Source organism: bacterium (assembly GCA_040755795.1).
Lineage (GTDB): Bacteria > UBA9089 > CG2-30-40-21 > CG2-30-40-21 > SBAY01 > JBFLXS01.
The window spans coordinates 1-3,267 of record JBFLXS010000428.1; the positions used below are offsets into that span (position 1 = coordinate 1).

Below are 3,267 nucleotides of genomic sequence, written 5' to 3' on the forward strand. Positions count from 1 at the left end.
ATTAGGAATTAAATCCCCCTTTCAATTGTAGATAGGAATCAGAAAAAAGAAATATTGCTATATCTTATTGAAAATCAAATGGTTATGCTAAATTTTGCCTTTAAATAGAGAGGAAGTTCCGTTATAAACTTGTCAAAATCTTCCCACTTAAAAAATTTAATTTGAATATTCCCAACAGACAAATTATTAGCTTTATATTCTTTTATTCTTTCTAAAATCCCTCTTTGATTAAATATTTGGCAGGCAAAGTCTGGGTCACTTTGGAGGATACCTGGAGAGTTAAGAATATTATTATCATCTAAATAATCCTCCCATTCCTTAGGTGAAGGTTTATCAAATATTGTAGAAGGCTCATTCGGCATAATCCAGAGCGTTAGTGGTCTTTCTATTGCATAAGCCACAAAGGCAGGTATAAAGAGTGCTATTAAAATCAAGCCCATGCATCCAGGCAATTTCAATCTCATCAACCTTTTCCTTAAGAAAATTTCACAAATACTTGCAATAGGAAACCACTGCATTGACTTATCCTTTATTCTATCCAATTTTCTACTTTTAATCCTTCAATTCGCTTAAAGTGTCGAATATTATTAGTTACCAATGTAGCTTTATTTGATATAACAATACTTGCAATAAGCATGTCAGAGTCATCCAATGGAGTGCCATAACTTTCTAAAGTTGCTTTTATTCTTCCAAAATTTTTATCCACTTCATCTGAGGTGTGAATGATTTTTATCTTCTGCTTTAGTTTTTCAATTACCATCAGATTTGCTTGAATTCTTTTAGATTTATAAGCACCATAATAAAGTTCGCAACAGGTTAAAACAGCTATCCCTATATTGGGTAAACCTATCTTAATAACTTTTCTTTCAATATCCTCATTCCCTTTAAGCCAATAGATTATAGTGTCTGTGTCTAAAATGAAAGTCAAAGTACTACCTCCTTAAAACCTCTCCTGTTTGAATATATATCATGGATGATTTCCTTTGCATTTCTATCATCCTGCCATATTCCACACAGACCAGTTCTCTCTTCAGTTTTAGGAATAGTATAATCTATTTGTTCTTGTTCTACAATTATTACTTTGACCTCACTACCATTTGACAGATGCAGTTTCTTTTTTATATCTACTGGACATGAAAGATGTCCATCTGAAAGAACCTTAGCTTTATACTCGATATTAATCATATCCTTGTTACCTCCACGCCTAAATTATCACATAGAGCTACAAAAAAGTCAATAAATTTTTATTGTTTATTGTTTTTCTCTATAGGTTTGTCTTTAAATATGATTCATTAGGCATTATCCAAAGGGTTAGTGGTCTTCCTCTACATAAATCATAAAGGCAGGTATGCAGGCAATTTCAATCTCATCAACCTTCTCCTTTAAAGCAATGCCAAGTCACAAGACAAGAAGAAGAAAAATGGGAAAATGAAGATAAAAGCAATTCATTTCTGCTCTAAGTAAGCCTTATTCTCAAGGTAATCGATATTGATCTTAAACTTATCTAATAGTCCTGCAAATCCTATAAGAGGAGGGATTTCATCAGTATCGGCTAAATAGGCTTTAATCAGTAGCTCATTAGAGACTGCCTCCTCATCAACCAGAACACAACCAATCTCTCCCACTACTACTGGTAGGAAACATTCCTTCCTCGGTACTACTCCTCTTAATTCATATTCTGCTAACTTATGTACCTGACATTCACTCCAAATCCTTTTGGGTAAGGTAGAAACAGGAGCCCCCGTATCCACAATGGCTGGTGATAATTCTGTCCAACCATCCCTCGCTCTAAACCTTACCCCTCCAATAAGCCTGATCATTTCGATCTTAACACCCTTCTCTATAAGGTCTAAATTCAGATACCTTTTGAAATAGAGAGATATCTTAATAGACATGGGTTTTTGCCTCAATGAAAATATAAGGAATGTCCTCCCGATCTACCTTTTGGTGAGCAATTTTCTTCACCTCTCCCAGATCCTTGGAGGTAACCACTACCTCTTTGTTGGCTACCGCCACCCACATATCAGGGTAGCTTCTCGTCCATTCTGAATAATGCTCATAGGCCCAGTTAAAGTCTTCAGTATACTCCTTCGGAATGGGTTTAGGTTCTTTCAACTCTAAACACCTCCTCTCAAATAATCATATTCTTCTCCTCTCTACATCTAAATTATTACATAAAATTACGAAAAAGTCAATAAATTTTCTATTGCTTCTTTCTATTGGTCTATCAGATAAAGAAACAGCTTTACCAAACGATAATATACCTTATCCTGTATAATTATTGGATTGTCTCTTACTGTAGTGATCCACTCTCGGTTATAATCCCTTATCAAGATTGCCCAAATCAAACTATACCACATTTCATCCAATGTAAAGTTTGAAATAACAGATGGTATATTTTCTTTTTCTAACCTTTCCATAAAACCTTTACATGGGTGATAGTATTTTGCATCTTCTATACAAAAATTGATAATAAAAATTGCGTCAAGATATACAATTTCCGGAAGACAGACATTAAAATCCAATATCTTTCTTGCCAAGTTCAAACCCCCTTTCTTCTAACATTTGTTCTACATCTATAGGTTGTCCTACTTTAATCATTCCGAAGAGTTTTTTTAATGCCTTATGAGAATCAAGGCTTATTACACGCCCAAACAGCACTAACTTCGAATTCATACTTAGCTCCTTTATTTTTTCAGCGACTGGAGAACTCTCTTTTGTAATTTTGTGAGCAGTGGCATATTTCATTCTAACTACCTCCTTTTAATTTTTGGAACGCTCTCGGATAAAACCTGTTCCTGACAGAGCCTGCTCCTGACAGGCTCAGGAGTTTAGGAATTGAGCGTTGATTCTATTAGCCTTTCCATCTATCTATTTTTTTTCTTCCCCCCACTATTTTTGTGCAAAATTCTCTTTTTATCCTCCAAAATTTAATTAACGCCCAGTTTTTACCAATATAATTATAAGTAAGTATGAATTACTTAACAATATATCAAATAAAAACATGGAGGTGGTAACCTTGTTACCTAAGTCTAATAACTCATTAATCTTAACCCAATCTTTGCTTAAAAGAAAACAACGCCGAAAAATACAACTCTCTATCTATCGTATCAAAAAGAAAATTGCACAATTCTATAAAACTGGAGTTTCGTTAATTTAAGGAGCCATTGAGGCTATCTGAATCCTTATCAATCTGTTTATTTTGCTCAAAGATGGCAAAATTAGGTTCAAAAGTCTGATGATTTTTTTTGCAACTTATCCTTTGAA

The 3,267-nt window shown here is 34.0% G+C and carries 7 protein-coding genes; all 7 read right to left on the reverse strand.

Annotated elements, in window-relative coordinates; translation table 11 throughout:
- Window positions 1–74: 74 nt before the first annotated feature.
- Window positions 75–464: a hypothetical protein gene (locus tag AB1414_17820; GenBank protein MEW6609272.1), complete on the reverse strand. Its 390-nt coding sequence runs from the start codon at window positions 462–464 to the stop codon at window positions 75–77.
- Window positions 465–529: 65 nt separating this feature from the next.
- On the reverse strand, window positions 530–928 hold the full coding sequence (locus tag AB1414_17825; GenBank protein ID MEW6609273.1) for a type II toxin-antitoxin system VapC family toxin: 399 nt from the start codon (window positions 926–928) through the stop codon (window positions 530–532).
- The gene (locus AB1414_17830; GenBank protein ID MEW6609274.1) at window positions 925–1,185 is read right to left on the reverse strand and encodes a hypothetical protein; all 261 of its coding nucleotides are present in this window, start codon (window positions 1,183–1,185) and stop codon (window positions 925–927) included. Before AB1414_17830 ends, AB1414_17825 begins: the two co-directional genes overlap by 4 nt.
- Window positions 1,186–1,445: 260 nt before the next feature.
- On the reverse strand, window positions 1,446–1,895 hold the full coding sequence (locus tag AB1414_17835; protein ID MEW6609275.1) for a hypothetical protein: 450 nt from the start codon (window positions 1,893–1,895) through the stop codon (window positions 1,446–1,448).
- A complete protein-coding gene (locus AB1414_17840; protein MEW6609276.1) occupies window positions 1,885–2,115 on the reverse strand; it encodes a DUF5678 domain-containing protein in 231 nt (76 codons plus the stop codon). Before AB1414_17840 ends, AB1414_17835 begins: the two co-directional genes overlap by 11 nt.
- 101 nt (window positions 2,116–2,216) lie before the next feature.
- On the reverse strand, window positions 2,217–2,540 hold the full coding sequence (locus AB1414_17845; GenBank protein ID MEW6609277.1) for a hypothetical protein: 324 nt from the start codon (window positions 2,538–2,540) through the stop codon (window positions 2,217–2,219).
- Window positions 2,515–2,748: a hypothetical protein gene (locus AB1414_17850; protein ID MEW6609278.1), complete on the reverse strand. Its 234-nt coding sequence runs from the start codon at window positions 2,746–2,748 to the stop codon at window positions 2,515–2,517. Before AB1414_17850 ends, AB1414_17845 begins: the two co-directional genes overlap by 26 nt.
- Window positions 2,749–3,267 lie beyond the last annotated feature (519 nt).

Excerpts from the sequence above, each read along its gene's own strand:
- AB1414_17820 (MEW6609272.1), bottom strand. The coding sequence starts at position 464 with ATGAGATTGAAATTGCCTGGATGCATGGGCTTGATTTTAATAGCACTC.
- AB1414_17835 (MEW6609275.1), bottom strand. The coding sequence starts at position 1,895 with ATGTCTATTAAGATATCTCTCTATTTCAAAAGGTATCTGAATTTAGAC.
- AB1414_17850 (MEW6609278.1), bottom strand. The coding sequence starts at position 2,748 with ATGAAATATGCCACTGCTCACAAAATTACAAAAGAGAGTTCTCCAGTC.
- AB1414_17830 (MEW6609274.1), bottom strand. The coding sequence starts at position 1,185 with ATGATTAATATCGAGTATAAAGCTAAGGTTCTTTCAGATGGACATCTT.